The 16,077-nt window shown below is 59.3% G+C and carries 13 protein-coding genes and 2 rRNA genes; 6 read left to right on the top strand and 9 right to left on the bottom strand.

Features of this window, described 5'->3' with window-relative positions:
- Window positions 1-28 precede the first annotated feature (28 nt).
- Entirely contained in the window at window positions 29-655 is a 627-nt protein-coding gene (locus ACW5XD_RS11565) for a lysoplasmalogenase (protein ID WP_042868534.1), read from the bottom strand.
- A gap of 188 nt (window positions 656-843) precedes the next feature.
- Between ACW5XD_RS11565 and ACW5XD_RS11560 the strand changes: the two genes are divergently transcribed.
- Window positions 844-984 carry a hypothetical protein gene (locus ACW5XD_RS11560; protein ID WP_456495122.1) on the top strand — a complete coding sequence of 47 codons (141 nt, stop codon included), beginning with the start codon at window positions 844-846 and terminating at the stop codon, window positions 982-984.
- A 302-nt stretch (window positions 985-1,286) separates the two neighbouring features.
- On the opposite strand, the gene ACW5XD_RS11555 is transcribed toward ACW5XD_RS11560, so the two are convergent.
- The 6 genes from ACW5XD_RS11555 to ACW5XD_RS11530 all read right to left on the bottom strand — a co-directional run bounded on the left by ACW5XD_RS11555 (window position 1,287) and on the right by ACW5XD_RS11530 (window position 9,334).
- On the bottom strand, window positions 1,287-3,839 hold the full coding sequence (locus tag ACW5XD_RS11555) for a TRAP transporter permease (protein WP_456495006.1): 2,553 nt from the start codon (window positions 3,837-3,839) through the stop codon (window positions 1,287-1,289).
- Between the two features lie 106 nt (window positions 3,840-3,945).
- Entirely contained in the window at window positions 3,946-4,917 is a 972-nt protein-coding gene (locus ACW5XD_RS11550) for a TAXI family TRAP transporter solute-binding subunit (protein WP_456495005.1), read from the bottom strand.
- 415 nt (window positions 4,918-5,332) lie between these two features.
- Window positions 5,333-7,486 (bottom strand): S9 family peptidase, encoded by a 2,154-nt coding sequence (locus tag ACW5XD_RS11545; RefSeq protein WP_456495004.1) that lies wholly within the window; start codon window positions 7,484-7,486, stop codon window positions 5,333-5,335.
- Between the two features lie 236 nt (window positions 7,487-7,722).
- Window positions 7,723-8,154 (bottom strand): DUF411 domain-containing protein, encoded by a 432-nt coding sequence (locus ACW5XD_RS11540; RefSeq protein WP_456495003.1) that lies wholly within the window; start codon window positions 8,152-8,154, stop codon window positions 7,723-7,725.
- A gap of 48 nt (window positions 8,155-8,202) precedes the next feature.
- Window positions 8,203-8,526 carry a hypothetical protein gene (locus ACW5XD_RS11535; protein WP_456495002.1) on the bottom strand — a complete coding sequence of 108 codons (324 nt, stop codon included), beginning with the start codon at window positions 8,524-8,526 and terminating at the stop codon, window positions 8,203-8,205.
- 85 nt (window positions 8,527-8,611) lie between these two features.
- On the bottom strand, window positions 8,612-9,334 hold the full coding sequence (locus ACW5XD_RS11530) for an SDR family oxidoreductase (RefSeq protein WP_456495001.1): 723 nt from the start codon (window positions 9,332-9,334) through the stop codon (window positions 8,612-8,614).
- A gap of 142 nt (window positions 9,335-9,476) precedes the next feature.
- Here ACW5XD_RS11530 and ACW5XD_RS11525 point away from each other — a divergent pair, with 142 nt between their 5' ends.
- From ACW5XD_RS11525 to ACW5XD_RS11505, 5 genes are all read left to right on the top strand, one after another.
- A complete protein-coding gene (locus ACW5XD_RS11525) occupies window positions 9,477-10,319 on the top strand; it encodes a LysR family transcriptional regulator (protein ID WP_456495000.1) in 843 nt (280 codons plus the stop codon).
- Window positions 10,320-10,383: 64 nt separating this feature from the next.
- On the top strand, window positions 10,384-10,983 hold the full coding sequence (kefF, locus tag ACW5XD_RS11520) for a glutathione-regulated potassium-efflux system oxidoreductase KefF (RefSeq protein ID WP_456494999.1): 600 nt from the start codon (window positions 10,384-10,386) through the stop codon (window positions 10,981-10,983).
- A gap of 64 nt (window positions 10,984-11,047) precedes the next feature.
- Window positions 11,048-12,904 carry a monovalent cation:proton antiporter-2 (CPA2) family protein gene (locus ACW5XD_RS11515; protein WP_456494998.1) on the top strand — a complete coding sequence of 619 codons (1,857 nt, stop codon included), beginning with the start codon at window positions 11,048-11,050 and terminating at the stop codon, window positions 12,902-12,904.
- Entirely contained in the window at window positions 12,901-13,287 is a 387-nt protein-coding gene (locus tag ACW5XD_RS11510) for a SirB2 family protein (RefSeq protein ID WP_456494997.1), read from the top strand. Before ACW5XD_RS11515 ends, ACW5XD_RS11510 begins: the two co-directional genes overlap by 4 nt.
- A 295-nt stretch (window positions 13,288-13,582) precedes the next feature.
- Window positions 13,583-14,569, top strand: coding sequence for a helix-turn-helix transcriptional regulator (locus ACW5XD_RS11505; RefSeq protein WP_456494996.1), 987 nt, complete (start codon window positions 13,583-13,585; stop codon window positions 14,567-14,569).
- 1,114 nt (window positions 14,570-15,683) lie between these two features.
- On the opposite strand, the gene rrf is transcribed toward ACW5XD_RS11505, so the two are convergent.
- A 5S ribosomal RNA gene (rrf, locus tag ACW5XD_RS11500) occupies window positions 15,684-15,798 on the bottom strand.
- Between the two features lie 123 nt (window positions 15,799-15,921).
- A 23S ribosomal RNA gene (locus ACW5XD_RS11495) occupies window positions 15,922-16,077 on the bottom strand; the annotation flags it as partial.

The following is a 16,077-nucleotide window of genomic DNA, read 5'->3' as shown; positions in this document are numbered from 1 at the left end:
AAGAGCAATGAAAAACACCGGCTTTTCTTCACCCCGCCAGCGAGGCGGCGATCAGGAACTGGGCGGCAAAGTAGCTGCTCATCACCCAGGCCGTGGCATGGGGAAAGGGACGGCGGAAGCGGTCCAGCGCCAACATACTGTCGGAGAAAAGGAACATCAGCGCCCCCACCAGGGCCGCGGCACTGCCTGCGGTCAAGGAGGCGTGCCAAGCACCAGCGGCCACCCAGGCCATGCCGATGATCACCAGCATGTAGCAGAGCACGGGGATCTTCATCTCGCCGAGCTTGCCCCACAGCAGGCCGAACACCATGCCCGCCACCAGCAACAGCAGCAGGCCATCCACCAGGTTCAACACCAGCGGCCCCTGGGCAAAACCGACTATGTAGCAGAGGTGCGCGACAAAAAATGCCGCCAGCCCCTGAATGAAACGATCGCTTGGCAGCATCAGCAGCACGTCACCGGCCAGCGACAAGCAGAGACCGAGCAGGATCCAGGCGTGGGAGCCGTCGTGGTCATAACCCTGATAACCGAACGCCAGCGCTATGATGAGCAGCATGGTCAACGGCTTGCTGATGTAAAACTGACGGGAGTCTGAGCCGTAGGCCGCACGAATATGCCACCAGCCCGATGCGATGATCAAGAAACTCAATAACATGCCCTGCTCCTCACGTGTTGCTCGCAGTCATACGGCAACATCTTCTTACTGACAAGCAGAGTAACAAATTCCCCCGTTCAGTGGCAGGGGCACTCAACAAACGAGCAGTCTACGCCTAAAGTCTAATTGCACCGTCCTCCTGGCTGGGGCATAAGGAACGGGTCTGGAGGATCACCATGGAAGATGCAATGAAAAACTATCTGCCCGCCATCGATATCATGATGTGCCATCTGGGGATCAGCTTCGAGCAGGCCTGTGAACAACTTGGCCTGAGCCCGCAGGAGCAAAAAGCGCTGGATAAGTTGCAACAACAGGCTCAATCAAACTAGCCCTCCCGATATGGATATCATGATGCGCCATCTGGGGATCTGCTTCGAGCAGGCCTGTGAACAACTTGGCCTGAGCCTGCAGGAGCAAAAAGCGCTGGATAAGTTGCAACAACAGGCTCAATCAAACTAGCCCTCCCGATATGGATATCATGATACGCCATCTGGGGATCAGCTTCGAGCAGGCCTGTGAACATGCGAATAACTTGGTCCGAGCCTGCTGTTGAAGCAGGATCCACAAGAACCAGCCCCGATGGGGACATAAAAACGGCGCCTTGATGGCGCCGTTTTTAATTGACCGTTTTTTATGCTCGCACCGCTCGGCGCCGTTGCAGCCCGACAATCAGCGCAAACAGCAGGAAGCCGGGCAACCACATCAGCTCCTTGCGCCAGCGCTCGGTGGGCGCCTTGACGGAGAGGATCTCCTGATCGAACTCCATGCCGGCCGCCGCTGCCGGACTGCCGAAGGTGACGCTGTCGATCAGGGTCTTGCCATCCTGCTCATAGAGCGTCAGCCCCAGGTTGGCGAGACGAGTCTCACCATCCTCCCCCGCCGGTACCGCGATCAACACGGTCGACTGGCGCAGCTTGCCCACCGCATCCTCGCCCTGGATCTGCAACCGCAGGGTGCTCTTCGCCTCCGCTTCTCCCAGAGTTTGGGCCAGTTGGGCCGGCGGCATCTCGCGGAAAGGATCCTGCACCATGTCCATCCAGAAACCGGGGCGGAACAGGGTGAAGGCCACCAACAGCAGCAGCAGGCTCTCGTACCAGCGGCTCTTCACCAGGAAATAGCCCTGGGTCGCGGCGGCAAAGATCAACATGGCGAGGGTGGCAACGATGAAGATCAAGACCCCGTGGGCAAAGTCCACGTTGATCAGCAGCAGGTCCGTGTTGAAGATGAACAGGAAGGGCAGCGCGGCAGTGCGCAGGCTGTAGTAGAAGGCGGTGATGCCGGTCTTGATGGGATCGCCCTTGGAGACGGCCGCCGCCGCGAACGAGGCCAGCCCCACCGGCGGGGTCACGTCCGCCATGATGCCAAAGTAGAAGACGAACAGGTGCACCGCGATGAGCGGGACTATCAATCCGTTCTGCTGCCCCAGCGTCACCACCACCGGCGCCAGCAGGCTGGATACCACTATGTAATTGGCGGTGGTGGGCAGCCCCATGCCAAGGATCAGGCTGAGCAGGGCGGTGAGCAGCAGCATCAACAACAGATTGCCCATGGAGAGGAACTCCACCAGATCCGCCAGCACCAGGCCAACCCCGGTCTGGGAGACCGCGCCCACTATGATGCCGGCGGTCGCTGTGGCGATGCCGATACCAATCATATTGCGGGCACCGGCCACCAGCCCCTCCCGTAGATCAACCATACCGTCTGCGACGGTGCCGTAGTCGTGCTTGCCGTCCTTGCGCAACCAGTTGAGCAGCGGTCGCTGGGTCAGCAGTATAATCACCAGCATGACGGTACCCCAGAAAGCCGACAGCCCGGGCGAGAGGCGTTCCACCATCAGGCACCATACCAGTACCACCACCGGCAGCAGGAAGTGGAGGCCTGAGAGCAGCACGGCGCGAGTGTTGGGCAGCTCGGTGAGTGGCTTGTCCGGATCTTCCGCTGCCAGTGGCTCATTGCTCGCGGCTATCTTGAGCAGACCCACATAAACCAGTGCCAGCAGCAGACCGATCCCCGCCAGGGCGTGCTCGCCCAGCGCCGGTTTGAGCCAGCCAAGGCCATAGTAGACCGCCAGTGACAGGCCGCTGATAAGGGTGGCGCCGAAGGCAAAGCCGGTCAGGCGATACAGCCAGGGTTTGGGCTGGTGATCGCCGATGGGCTGCATGCCCAGTTTCAGCGCCTCCAGATGGACGATATAGAGCAGCGCTATGTAGGAGATGGCGGCCGGCAAGAAAGCGTGCTTGATAATCTCGACATAGGGAATACCCACGTACTCCACCATCAGGAAGGCGGCCGCACCCATCACAGGGGGCATGATCTGGCCGTTGACCGAGGAGGCCACTTCCACTGCCCCCGCCTTCTCGGCGCTGAAGCCCACCTTCTTCATCATGGGAATGGTGAAGGTGCCCGTGGTCACCACGTTGGCGATGGAGGAGCCTGAGATGAGGCCGGTCAGGCCGGAGGCCACCACTGCCGCCTTGGCTGGGCCGCCGCGCAGGTGGCCGAGCAGACTGAAGGCAAGCTGGATGAAGTAGTGACCGGCACCGGCCCGTTCCAGCAGGGCGCCAAACAGCACGAACAGGAACACGAAACTGGTGGAGACGCCGAGGGCAATCCCGAACACCCCTTCGGTGGTGATCCACTGGTGGTTGGCCAGCGCGGTGAAGCTCACCCCGCGGTGAGCCAGCAGTCCCGGCATCCAGGGCCCCGCCAGACTGTAAGCAAGAAATACCAGAGCGATGACCGCCAGCGCCGGCCCCAGAGCGCGGCGGGCGGCTTCCAGCAGCAGCGGAATGCCGATACAAGCGGTGACCAGATCAGAGGTGGTGAGGTTGCCCGGCCGCTGAGCCAGCGCCTCGTACATGACGAACAGGTAGGAGGCCGCACTGGCGGCGACGAGACCCAGAGCAATATCGCTGAGTGGCACCCGATCACGTGGTGACGAGCGAAATGCCGGGAATACCAGATAGGCCAGCAACAGGGCAAAGGCGAGGTGAATGGCACGGGTTTCGGTATCATTGAGCACGCCGATACCCAACATGAAGGGCAACGGCGAGGCAATCCAGAGCTGGAACAGTGACCAGACCAGCGCCAGGCTGGTGATAAGCCAGCCCATGGCACCCAGCGGCATGCGAGCGCCCACATCCTGAGCGATCAGTTCCTCGGTAGAAAGTTGTTTATCTTGCATAGGGTTAATTTGTGCCAACGAGTACAACAAAAGCGACACCCGCCCCCGCAACTGAGCAGCGGCTGACGGGTGTCGAAGAGAGTGACTTGGGCCCTTGGGCCTTCAATCAGAGCCAGCCGCGCTCCTTGTAGTAGCGCACAGCCCCTTCATGCAGCGGCGCCGAGAGCCCCACCTTGATCATGTCGGTCTCTTTCAGATCGGCGAAGGCCGGGTGCAGACGCTTGAAGCGATCCAGATTGTCGAACACCGACTTCACCAACTGATAGACCACTTCCGGATCGGTCTTGGCGCTGGTGGAGAGCACCGCCTTGCCACCGATGGACTGAGTGGGCTGATCACTACCCTTGTAAAGGCCACCCGGGATCTCGGCCTTGGTGTAGTAGCTCTTCTGTGCCAGCAGCTTGTCGATGTCGGCGCCGGTCACCGGTACCAGCACGGCATCTGTGGTGGTGGAGGCTTCCTGGATGGCGCCGTTCGGGTGGCCGACGAAGTAACTCATGGCGTCTATGTTGTTGTCGCCGAGCGCGGAGGCCTGCTCGGCAGGTTTGAGTTCGGAGACCAGACCGAAATCGCTCTTCTTCCAGCCCTTGACCGCCATGATCTCCTCGAAGGTGTCACGCTGGCCCGAGCCCGGGTTGCCGATGTTGACCCGCTTGCCCTTGAGATCGTCAAAGCTGGCGATCTTGGCATCCTTGCGCGCCAGTATGGTGAACACTTCGCTCTGCAGGGAGAAGACGGCCCGCATGTCAGCCATGGCTCCTTCGGCCTGAAACGGTGGCAACCCCTTCATCGCCTTGAACTGATGGTCGGACTGCATGATGCCGAAGTTGAATTCGCCACTGCGGATGCCATTGACGTTGGCCACACCGCCACCGCTGGCAGGGGCATTGCACTTGATCTGGTGATCGGCGACACCGCGATTGAGAAAGCGGCAGATGGACTGGCCAGCGACATAGTAAACGCCGGTTTGACCGCCTGTGCCTATGGTCACGAAGCGTTCCTGCGCCTGCAGCGGACCACCAAACGAAACACCGACCAAGGCAGCCGACAAGGCACACGCCAGGGATAATCCTTTCATGTTGTTCATCCTTTTTGATTGATTCAGCTCGCCCTTTCCGCGGGCGAATGCCGGACAAACCACCGTTCTGCGTCGGTGGTCATCCATGACCTCGATATGAGGAATTGGGTGAACGGCAAGCGTTCCCCAAAAAGCCACCAGCATCCTGTGGTGAGACAGCCGGCTTCATGCCAACCGAAGATAATTGGCTCTGCGGGGGCCAATTAAAGAGTCATAACGGTTTCGATTAAGCACATGGCGCCAACATAAATCAAACAAAAATACAAAATGATGGATATGGATGACGAGAAATTTGAAGCCGGTCATTAATTTACTGCTCGGAGATTAATTCGGTGTGCTAGTGACGGGCAAACGAGGAAAGAGAGGAGAGATTCTTTTGCGGCCCTTGACTGGCAAGGGCCGCAACTGTGGTGACTTATGCTTTCGGCTGGGCCAAATCCAGGATAAACGCAAACTCCAGAGCGATATCCTCGTAAGCCTTGAAGCGACCCGACTTGCCGCCATGGCCGGCATCCATGTCGGTATTCAGCAACAACTTGTTATCATCCGTCTTCAGCTCACGCAGTTTGGCCACCCACTTGGCGGGCTCCCAATACTGTACCTGGGAATCATGCAGACCCGTGGTAACCAGCATATTGGGGTAGGCCTGCGCCTTGACCTGATCGTAGGGACTGTAGGCCTTCATGTAGTCGTAGTAACGCTTCTGGTTCGGGTTGCCCCACTCGTCGTACTCCCCCGTGGTAAGGGGGATGGACTCGTCCAGCATGGTAGTGACCACGTCGACGAACGGCACCTGGGCCACCACGCCGCGATAGAGCTGGGGAGCCTGATTGATGACTGCCCCCATCAGCAGGCCGCCGGCGCTGCCACCCATGGCGTAGACCTGATCCTTGGCGCCATAGCCCTGCGCCACCAGCGCCTCGGTCACGTCGATGAAATCATTGAAGGTATTCTGCTTTTTCAGCAGCTTGCCATCCTCATACCAGTGGCGGCCCAGCTCCTCGCCGCCCCGAATGTGGGCAATGGCATAGACGAAGCCCCGATCAAGCAGGCTCAGGCGAGCCGTGCTGAAATCGGGATCCATGCTGGCACCGTAGGAGCCATAGCCGTAGATCAGCAACGGATTTTTCTGCGACCCGGCATCTTTCTTGAACAGATCCTTTCGATAGACCAGCGACACCGGCACGGCCACCCCATCGCGGGCGGTCACCCAGAGGCGCTCGCTGGCGTACAGCTCCGGCTTGAAGCCCGCTACCGCCTGCTGCTTGAGCAGGGTGCGCTTGCCACTCGCCATATCCAGCTCGTAGGTAGACGAGGGGGTGGTCATGGAGGAGTAGCCGTAGCGCAGCTGGCTGGTCTCCGGCTCCGGATTGTAGGCAAGCCAGGTAACATAGGCGGGGTCGTCGAAGGCGATCTCTTTCTGCTCGCCGCTCTGCCAGTTGATCTGGCGCAGCCGGGTCAGCCCCTGGTTGCGCTCCTCCAGCACCAGCCACTCCTTGAACAGGGCATAGCTCTCCAGCAACACATCCGGATTGGGAGCGATCACCGCCTTCCAGCGCTCGACCGGGCTCTCCTTGGTCTCGTACAGACCGAAGTTCTTGCCGTCCTTGTTGGAGCGCACATAGAAGCGACCGCGGTAGTGATCCAGGCTGTATTCGTGATCCACCTGGCGCGGCAGGAACAGCCGTGGCGCCTGGGTTGGCACATTGGCGTCGATGAGGCGCGCCTCGCCCGTGGTGGTACTGGAGAGGGCGATGACGATGAAATCTTCCGAGGTAGTGGCGTAGAGGCTGACGTAGAAGGTGTCGTCCTTCTCCTCATACACCAGGGTATCTTTCGCCGGATCCGAGCCAAGCTCATGGCGATAGACCTGATAGGGCAACAGAGTCTTGGGGTGCTTGCGCACGTAGAACACCGTCTTGCTGTCGTTGGCCCACACCAGATTGCCCGAGGTGTTCTCGAGCTTGTCGGCAGCCCACTTGCCACTCTCCAGATCGAGGAACTGGATCTGGTACTGACGGCGAGAGAGGAAATCTTCCGCCACCGCCAGCCAGCGGTTGTTGCGGCTCACCTCCAGAGCGCCCAGGGCGTAGAACTCGTGCCCCTCTGCACGCTGGTTGCTGTCCAGCATCAGTTCGAGCTCCTGCGGCCCTTCCACCTTGCTGCGCGAATAGATGCCGTACTCCTTGCCCGGCTCATAGCGAGTCTGGTAACGGTAGCCATTCTTCACATAGGGTACGGACTCATCCTGCTGGGGAATGCGGGCCACCATCTCCTGGTAGAGCTGGTCACGCAGCGGCTGGGTCGGCTTGAGCATGGCCTCGGTATAGGCGTTCTCCGCCTCCAGATAGGCCAGCACCTCGGGTTTCTGGCGCTCGTCATCGCGCAGCCAGTAGTAGTTGTCGACCCGGGTATCTCCGTGTTTTTTGATGGTGTAAGGGTGTTTGGTGGCCACGGGAGGCTGGATAAGGGTGTCGCTTGTGGGCATGGCGGACTCATCATTGGCATATGAACAGGGAACGGCAGCCAGGCAAGCCAGCAGCAGAAGCCCTCGGGGAAAGGTGAACATGTCGCATCCTTTGCGCTTTAAAAGGGTTAGCAGACCTGAGCCTTGGCTCCTTGGATAGGGGATCAATCTGCCCCTTGTCGCCCCCAGTTGCAAGTTATCACCCCGCAAAACCCGCAAGAACAGGTAAAAGGGCCGCTATCTCGCGACAGCGGCCCTCAAACCTGACCATGAGCGACACAGGTTCGCTCAGGTGTGCCTCACATGATGGAGTCGTGCCTGCTCATGGCCAGTTTGCGTCAGCCGGAGTAGCTCGACCAGACCTTGGTCGCGCCCCCATCACTGATGCTCAGCACCTGATAGGGCTGACCCGGAATATCCATGCCTGGCGCACTCTGGGGCATGCCCGGAATGGTCAGGCCGCGGATCGCCGGTTTTTCCTTGAGCAGCTTCTGCACGTCGGCGGCAGGTACATGTCCCTCCACCACATAACCGTTCACCACCCCGGTATGGCAGGAGGCCAGCTGTGGTGTGATGCCGTACTGCTGCTTGATGGGATCGAGCTGCTCGGTTTCGACGACCTTGACCTCAAAACCGTTCTCTTCCATGTGCTTGATCCAGGTCTTGCAACAGCCGCAATACTGGGACTTGTAGACGGTCATCTGCTCCGCGGCCAGGGCGGAGAAGCTGACGGTACCGGCCAGCAGGGCCAGTAACAGGGACTTGTACATAACTCACCTCAGATAAGAAGAAATACCCAAAAAACGGGGAAACTTAACTCAACCGAGGTGGCGAGGCGGACGCTCCAGCCGCTCGAACGGTGCCTCCGGCGTGAACAGGGAGGGGGAGAGGAACTGTGGCATGTCAGGCTCCAGCACGGCCACCGTCAGACTGTCGCTGATGATCACCGTCATGGCGAGCGCCGAGGTGAAGCTGCCGCAGGGCATGGCTTTTTCCAGGGTTCGCTCGCTCTGGCTGCAATGGGGTGTCAGGGTACAGAGATCGGTCGCCGCCCGGCTGCCAAACGACATCAGCACCATCAGCAGACTCCACAAGGGGAGCCAGCGGCGGGCGCGAGCGAGTTGGCGACGGGTCAGAACCATGACATGACTCATTGATCAGAGGAGCCCTATGGTAACCCTTGGCCCAGGGGGAGGGTCAAGCCCTCCCCCTCATGGCCTGTCCGGATCAGGGTTGCTGACGGGTGGCAGCCAGCACGATTTCGCGTATGCAGACGTTGGCGGGCTGATTCCAGGCATAGAGCACAGCCTCGGCGATCACCTCGGGCGCGATCACGCCGCCCATCTGATCCTTCCAGTCGTGATAGCCGGCCTTGATGCTCTCGTCCGTGGTGTGGCTGAGCAACTCTGTCTCCACCGCGCCTGGGGCTATGGTCACCATGCGCACGCCGACGTCGGCCACCTCTTCCCGGATATTCTCGGTCAGGGCGTGCACCGCAAACTTGGTGGCGCAGTAGGCCGCATGGTTCGGGAAGGTCTTGCGACCGGCGATGGAGCTGATGTTGACAATGGTGCCGCTACGCCGAGCCTTCATCCCGGCCAGCACGGCATGAACGCCGTTCAGCACCCCCATCACATTGATGTTGAGCATCTGCTGCCACTCGGCAGGATCCTGCACGTCGGCCTGCCCCAGCAACATGACGCCGGCGTTGTTGACCAGGCAACCCACAGGGCCGAACCGGGTCTCTGCCTGCTGGACAGCAGCCTTCATGGCAGCCGTGTCGGTTACATCGACGCTGACGCACAGCGCGTTGGGTAACCCCAGCGCCTGCATGGGCTCGACCCGGCGGGCCAGCAGCAAGAGCGGATGACCGGCAGCGGAGAAAGCACGGGCGATGGCGGCACCGATCCCGGCGGAGGCACCGGTGATCACGACGAGAGGCTTGGACATGATGTTTTCCTTCTGATTCAAGAGTCGGTTTGAGCAAACAGCGGCTGGCCAGCACGGAACTCAGTCACTATAGTCGCTACATCCATCAGTGATAAATATTGTTTTCCACTGGTTATCATCTGAAAAAACTATGGTTGTACTCATGCTGGATCTGAGATTGCTGCGCTTCTTCATCGCTATCTATGAAGAGAGAAACATCACAACGGCGGCACTGCGCTGCCACGTCAGCCAACCCTCGCTGTCGGCCGGCCTGCGCCAGCTGGAAGAGGCGCTCGGCGACAGCCTCTTCATCCGGGGCAAGAAGGGGGTTGAGGCCAGGGATCCGGCCCACTACCTCTATCCCCATGCCGTCAAGCTGGTGGAAGAGGCACGCCGCCTGCCGGAGCTGTTCCGCCAGAAGGCGACGCGCGCGCGGCTCAACATGGCCATCATGCCGGATCTGAGCCGCCACCGGCTGGCCGGCTTGCTACAGCGGGTGCAGGGTGTGCTGCCCGAGCTGGATCTCACCCTCTCCGACTACACCAGTCCCGCCGACTGTCGGCTGACCCTGGATGCGCTGCGCCGGGAGGACGAGATCTTCCTCCCCCTGTGGGAAGAAGACTATGTGCTGTGCGTACGCACCGATCACCCCCTCGCAAGCCGCACTCGGATAGATCTGGTTGAGTTGCAACATTATGATTTTATTGAATGCCCACCCTGTGAGGCCCATCAGCAGACCATAGGATTGCTTGCCTGTGACCGGCTCACCCTCAACCTGGTGGCCAAGGCAGAGAGCAAGGGGCTGGTGATGGCCTTGGTGCTGGCGGGTGTCGGCATCAGCTTCCTGCCAGACGGCCTGGTGGACGACGAACCTGGCCTGTGCACGGTCGCAGTGAGCGGGCCGCGGATGTTTCGGCGCATCGGACTCTGCTACCCCGCCCATCAGACCCTGAATCCGGCGCTGCGGGATCTGATCCCGGAACTGGCGGGCTATTGCGCTTCTTGATAACGTCGCAACTCAATACATCTTCTTTTCACCGGTATCAGGCTCATCTTCAGGTTATGACCCCATGAAACGCATTCTGGTTATCTTTTCACACCCGGCCCTGCAGAGCTCCCGGGCCAACAAGCAGCTGCTGCAGGCTGTCTCCGACCTGGAAGGGGTCACGGTACACGACCTCTACCAGCACTACCCGGACATGTTCATCAATGTGAAGCGGGAGCAGGCCCTGCTGTCGGAACACGACATCATCGTCTTTCAGCACCCCTTCTACTGGTACTCCTGCCCCGCCATCATGAAGGAGTGGATGGATCTGGTGCTGGAGTACGGTTACGCCTACGGCCCCGAGGCCCACGCCCTCAACGGCAAGCAGTGGCTGAGTGCCATCACCACGGGTGGCGCCCCCGACTCCTATTGCAGCGAAGGCTACAACAGCCGACCGCTGCTCGACTTCCTGCTGCCGTTCCAGCAAACGGCGCAGCTATGCGGCATGCGCTGGCTGCCGCCGTTCGTGCTGCACTCCTTTCACAAGATCAGGGATCCGGAGGCGCTGCGCCGCTGCGGCCAGGATTATCGCCAATTGTTATGCGCCCTGCGCGACGAACAGCTGACCCCTGCCCAGCTCGGCGGCAGCCCCTATCTGCGGGATCTGCTGGAGGTGCTCTCATGAAACACTGTCAATCATTTGGCCACCCCTGTGAGTCGGGCCAGACATGTGAACGGAGGGCCGGCTGATGGGTCACGGATTACTGTTTGATGCGCTTATCTACCTCTCGGCGGCGGTGATCGCCGTGCCGCTGGCCAAGCGCTGGGGGCTGGGTTCCGTGCTCGGCTACCTGCTGGCGGGCATCATCATAGGTCCCTTCCTGCTGGGGCTGGTGGGAGAGCAGAAGGATGTGATGCACTTCGCCGAGTTCGGGGTGGTGCTGATGCTGTTTCTGGTCGGGCTGGAGCTGCGCCCTGCCCTGCTGTGGCAACTGAAGGGGCCCATCCTCGGCACCGGTGGCCTGCAGGTGCTGCTCACCACGGGGGCCCTGACCGGGGTGGCTCATCTCATCGGCCTGCCCTGGCAACAGGGGCTGGCCATAGGTCTCATCCTGGCGCTATCGTCCACCGCCATCGTGCTGCAGAGCCTGCAGGAGCGCAAGCTGATGCAGAGCGAGAGCGGCCGCTCCGCCTTTGCGGTGCTGCTGTTCCAGGATATCGCCGTCATTCCCATACTGGCGATCCTGCCACTGCTCGCCATCGCACCGGTGGCCAGCAATGGCAGCTCCGAGCTGGCCGGCTGGCAGCACGGGCTGTTGGTGGTGGCGGCCATCTCCGGCATCGTACTGGGTGGCCACTACCTGATGCGCCCGGTGTTCCGGGCCATAGCCCAATCCCACATGCGGGAGATCTTCGTCGCCGCCGCCCTGTTGCTGGTGATCGCCATCGCTGTGTTGATGGAATCGGTGGGGCTCTCCCCCGCCCTTGGCTCCTTCCTCGCCGGTGTGGTGCTGGCCGACAGCGAATATCGCCACGAGCTGGAGGCTGACATAGAGCCGTTCAAGGGGTTGCTGCTCGGGCTCTTCTTCATGTCGGTAGGCGCCGGCATCAACTTCAGCCTGTTTGCCGAACACCCCTTGCTCATCCCGACCCTGGTGGTCGGCCTGATGGCGCTCAAGTGGCTGGTGCTGATGGCGCTCGGCTTTGTCATTCGCATCTCGCCGAGCCAACGCTGGACCTTTGGGCTAGCGCTGGCCCAGGGGGGGGAGTTTGCCTTCGTGCTATTCTCGTTCGCCGCCCAGAACAAGGTGCTGCCCGGCGACACCATCTCGCTGCTCACCCTAGTGGTGGCGCTCTCCATGGCGCTGACGCCGCTCTTGCTGATCCTCAACGATCGGGTGATCCAGCCCTGGTTCGATTACCGTACCCACAACGACGTACCACAGCACGAACAGCCGGAGCTGGTGGAGCACCCCGTCATCATCGCCGGCTTCGGCCGGTTCGGCCAGATAGTGGGGCGTCTGCTGCACGGCCACGGCATAGGCACCACCATTCTCGAGCAGGATGCCAGCCAGATAGAGACGCTGCGAAAATATGGTTATCAGGTGTTCTACGGCGATGCCAGCCGGCTCGACCTGTTGCATGCCGCCGGCGCTCACAAGGCCAAATTGCTGGTGCTCTCCATCAACGACCCGGCCACCTCGCTCGAAGTAATTGAAATGGTGAAGAAACACTTCCCGCACCTTAAGATACTGGCGCGAGCCCAGGACAGACCCCACGCTCACGAAATCCTGCGTCAGGGCGTGGGCAGCGTGTATCGGGAAACACTGGGTTCCGCCGTGGATCTGGGGGTGGAAGCCCTGACCCAGCTGGGATTCCGGGCCAACCAGGCCTGGCGAGCCGGGCAGACCTTCAAACAGCACGACAACTGGTTGCTGCGCGAACAGGTCAATTATCTGGACGACGAACACACCTATATCAACAAGAGCCTGCAATACCGGGATATCCTCTCTGATCTGTTGCAAGACGATCAGGAAGGACAGGAGCGCATTCACGCTCACAACTGGAACAGCGGTCTGCCCGACAACGACAAGGAAGCAATATGATTGCCTATTACCCCATGCTCAAACATCTGCACATGACCCTGGCCATCGTCAGCCTGCTGCTGTTTGTCTATCGCTGGATGCTGGCCCTGGGGGGCAGTGCCCGCCTGCAGCAGAAGTGGCTGAAGATCCTACCCCATGTCAACGACACCTTACTGTTGCTGTTTGGCGTGCTGCTGGCGGTGACCCTGCAGATGAGCCCCGGCCAGCAACCCTGGCTGATGGCCAAGCTGATCGCGCTAGTGGTCTACATAGGCCTCGGCGTCATGGCACTCAAGCGACCGGCTCGCAACCAGAAGCTGGTGGCCGGTGCTGCCGCGCTGGCCGTCTTCGGCTACATGGTGGGCGCCGCCATCACCAAATCAGCCTGGTCCTGGCTCGCCTGATCACAGGGAGCCATCTGGTGGAGGGGCCAAGCCCCTCCACATCATCTTCTGCCTCTTCCTGCTATTTTTATTTTTTCCTCTCCCAAAAACCGCAAGACAGCACTTTCATTTGCGATTTTTTCATCAATTAAAAGCCTCGATTGATACCCGCAAAAACATGTATTCGTTTTAATATCATGTAGTTAATCCCATTTGTATGAAAATGGCGACAGTTGTCGCAGCAAAACTTGCGACACATATTGTCGCAACTGGTGGCTAGGATACACTCAACGCTAAACCAGTGAAGGCATGCACCATGAGTAAGAAGCTGTTACGACAACTGACCTTGGCGCGTTGCATCCCGCACCGCCCTTACAAGCTGACCGCCAGCCAACTCCAGGTCAAACTGGAAGAGGAAGGCATACACGTCAGTCTGCGTACCGTGCAACGGGACCTGGAGGAGATGTCCGGCATGGGGTTGTTCGACCTCACTTCGGATGAACGCAGCAAACCCCACGGCTGGTGCTTTGAGCGCCATGGCCTCAACGACTTTGCCAACATAATGCCGCTGTCGCTGGCGGTCGCCCTGAAAACCTGGAGCGATCAGGCGAGTCAACTGCTGCCGGCAAGTGTGCTGACCGAATTGAACCCGCTAGTCGACAAAGCCAGTCAGGTGATCCGCGACAGCCAGAGTGAACTGGCCGAACGCTGGCTCGAAAGCGTACATCAGTCACCGCGTCCGTTTGCCGGCAACCCGGAAATCCGTCGCAGCACCCTGATCCGCGATGCGCTCTGGCGTGGTCGCAAGTTCAGTGCCGAGATCCAGCGTGTCATCAAGGAGCGTACCGTATGGCTCTGCTATGACCGCATCAATCCCCTCGGCATCCTGAATCAGGCCGACGGTCCGACCCTGCTTTGTACCCTGTCCGAGCTGGATCCCAAGGTGTACGGCATCCCCTTCGATCACATCAAGGGCGTGGAATTGACCAACTTCAGCGCGACTCAACCGAAGGACTTCAATATTCAGAAGCTGATCCGCGATCAGGGCTACCAAGACGTCAGCGGCCCGATCCGCTTCGTCGGCCGCATCGATGCCAACTGCCCGACCCTGGTCGATGGACAGATCCCGGGCCACAACCCTCGCATGACCCGCTACGATAAACGCAGTGTGGTCGTGGAGACCGAAGTACAGGACACCCCTGAATTTCGCACTTGGTTGAACAACATGAGTGACAACTTGGAAGTGTTGGCGCCGGAGTCACTGCGCAAGGCATATCCCACGCCAGGCAGCCGAGTCAGCTAATCTCAAAAAAGCCGAGCCCAGCCTCGGCTTTTTTGTATTCTTTTTGAGCATATTTATTCAACTAATTTTTAACTCTTACCCGCTGAATTGAACCCCTTTGTACCATCGTTTTCTCCCTGCTTTTGTGTGTGAGAGATCAGCTATCGCCGTTGTAAGAGGCCACTGTGCTGAGCCGTACGTGAAGCCATCTTTGAATCCATACGCTTTCCAATGAAACAAAGTAAGACCATGATTAATATAGATTTATCTTGTTAATGCTTGGGTTGGACCAAGCTGGCTCATGCCGATAACTGCTCAACCGCCCTTGTTCCGCTATGCGGTTCCCTTAATATGGGTCTCACAAGGACGGAGCTGGTCCGGTAGGATGCAGGAACAGCGCATAAACAGGGAATAATCCACAGGACGTGGCCAGGGACACCTCAGGATGAGGCAGGTAGCCGGGAAGGTTATCAAACGGATTGAACCGGACGCCACAGGATGTGGTTGTGGACACCTCGGGATGAGGCTGAGCGGTACGGATTGCAGCTCTTCAGGAAGAAAGGACCTCGCCGGATGCGAGCAGGACAGCTTCAGGATGAAGCGAGATAGCCCGGATGGTTATCTGTCAGGACGACGCAAGGAACACCACGGGATGTGGTAACGGACACCTCCAGGATGGAGAGAGTGCAGCAATCAGGATCGATTGCCAGGCTAGGATGGCCACAGGACACCTCAACGGATTGGGAAGGGGATATTCCGAAGGATCAGGATAAAGTCAAGGATTGCAGGGAGCATTGCCGTTCATAGACTGGACGAGATGACTTGGGGGACGGCAACTGCCGTCCCTCTTTCTTTGAGCGTTGTTTTGACTATGTGTTGAAAGGCTAATCTTGAAGTAGACCATCACCTTGGTGGCTCATGGACACCCCAGTCTTGCAACACCTGTTGCCCCTTCTGCCCGTGACTTACACCTTATGCCAACGCCGCATTGCTCAGTATGAGCTCACAGCACCAGCCCATGAATGACTCCCATCCGACGACACAAGAGAAGAGACTTAGCAGTTTATCGCTTATAACTAGCTGATTTCAGACAATAAAAAAGCCCGCTCAGGTGAGCGGGCTTTCAATGTTGGGTGCCTGGCAGTGTCCTACTCTCGCATGGCGAATGCCACACTACCATCGGCGCTACCGCGTTTCACTTCTGAGTTCGGCATGGGATCAGGTGGTTCCACGGCGCTATGGCCGCCAGGCAAATAACTTCAATCTCGGAAAGCTGACGTGAATAATGATGTTGCGCTTGGCTTGTCACTATCACTGAATTTGTAAGTAGTCTCGCACTTGCTACAAGGCCCAGAACACTTCTTGGGTGTTGTATGGTTAAGCCTCACGGGTAATTAGTACGGGTTAGCTCAATGCATCGCTGCACTTACACACCCCGCCTATCAACGTTGTGGTCTCCAACGGCCCTTTAGGACCCTCAAGGGGTCAGGGATGACTCATCTCAGGGCTCGCTTCCCGCTTAGATGCTT

This window comes from Aeromonas enterica (assembly GCF_054052465.1).
The sequence above is the reverse complement of the archived record's forward strand: the minus strand, read 5'-3'. Positions and strand labels throughout refer to the sequence as shown.

Coding starts and splice junctions, on each gene's coding strand:
- ACW5XD_RS11565 (WP_042868534.1), bottom strand. CDS start 655: ATGTTATTGAGTTTCTTGATCATCGCATCGGGCTGGTGGCATATTCGT.
- ACW5XD_RS11560 (WP_456495122.1), top strand. CDS start 844: ATGAAAAACTATCTGCCCGCCATCGATATCATGATGTGCCATCTGGGG.
- ACW5XD_RS11555 (WP_456495006.1), bottom strand. CDS start 3,839: ATGCAAGATAAACAACTTTCTACCGAGGAACTGATCGCTCAGGATGTG.
- ACW5XD_RS11550 (WP_456495005.1), bottom strand. CDS start 4,917: ATGAAAGGATTATCCCTGGCGTGTGCCTTGTCGGCTGCCTTGGTCGGT.
- ACW5XD_RS11545 (WP_456495004.1), bottom strand. CDS start 7,486: ATGTTCACCTTTCCCCGAGGGCTTCTGCTGCTGGCTTGCCTGGCTGCC.
- ACW5XD_RS11540 (WP_456495003.1), bottom strand. CDS start 8,154: ATGTACAAGTCCCTGTTACTGGCCCTGCTGGCCGGTACCGTCAGCTTC.
- ACW5XD_RS11535 (WP_456495002.1), bottom strand. CDS start 8,526: ATGGTTCTGACCCGTCGCCAACTCGCTCGCGCCCGCCGCTGGCTCCCC.
- ACW5XD_RS11530 (WP_456495001.1), bottom strand. CDS start 9,334: ATGTCCAAGCCTCTCGTCGTGATCACCGGTGCCTCCGCCGGGATCGGT.
- ACW5XD_RS11525 (WP_456495000.1), top strand. CDS start 9,477: ATGCTGGATCTGAGATTGCTGCGCTTCTTCATCGCTATCTATGAAGAG.
- kefF (WP_456494999.1), top strand. CDS start 10,384: ATGAAACGCATTCTGGTTATCTTTTCACACCCGGCCCTGCAGAGCTCC.
- ACW5XD_RS11515 (WP_456494998.1), top strand. CDS start 11,048: ATGGGTCACGGATTACTGTTTGATGCGCTTATCTACCTCTCGGCGGCG.
- ACW5XD_RS11510 (WP_456494997.1), top strand. CDS start 12,901: ATGATTGCCTATTACCCCATGCTCAAACATCTGCACATGACCCTGGCC.
- ACW5XD_RS11505 (WP_456494996.1), top strand. CDS start 13,583: ATGAGTAAGAAGCTGTTACGACAACTGACCTTGGCGCGTTGCATCCCG.